General features: G+C 68.4%; 1 pseudogene. It reads right to left on the reverse strand.

The features are described 5' to 3' along the window. Positions 1-266, reverse strand: a pseudogene (locus ACZ3HG_RS23900) (malate synthase A); the annotation flags it as partial.

The following is a 266-nucleotide window of genomic DNA, read 5'->3' on the forward strand; positions in this document are numbered from 1 at the left end:
CCGGCCTCGCGCCGCTTGTCGGCGGCGACCTTCTCGAACGCGGCCTCGGTCACCTCGGGCTTGCGGTGGTTGGGGATGAACGCGCTCATACCGCCGATCGCGTACGCGCCGCGCTTGTGGCACGTGCGCACGAGCAGTTCGGTGTACGCCCGCATGAACGGCACCGTCATGGTGACCTCGCTCCGGTCGGGGAGCACGAACCGCGCCCCGCGCCCGCGGTAGGTCTTGATGATCGAGAAGATGTAATCCCAGTGGCCGGCGTTGAG

The organism is Erwinia sp. PME.40.26/001, assembly GCF_055556675.1.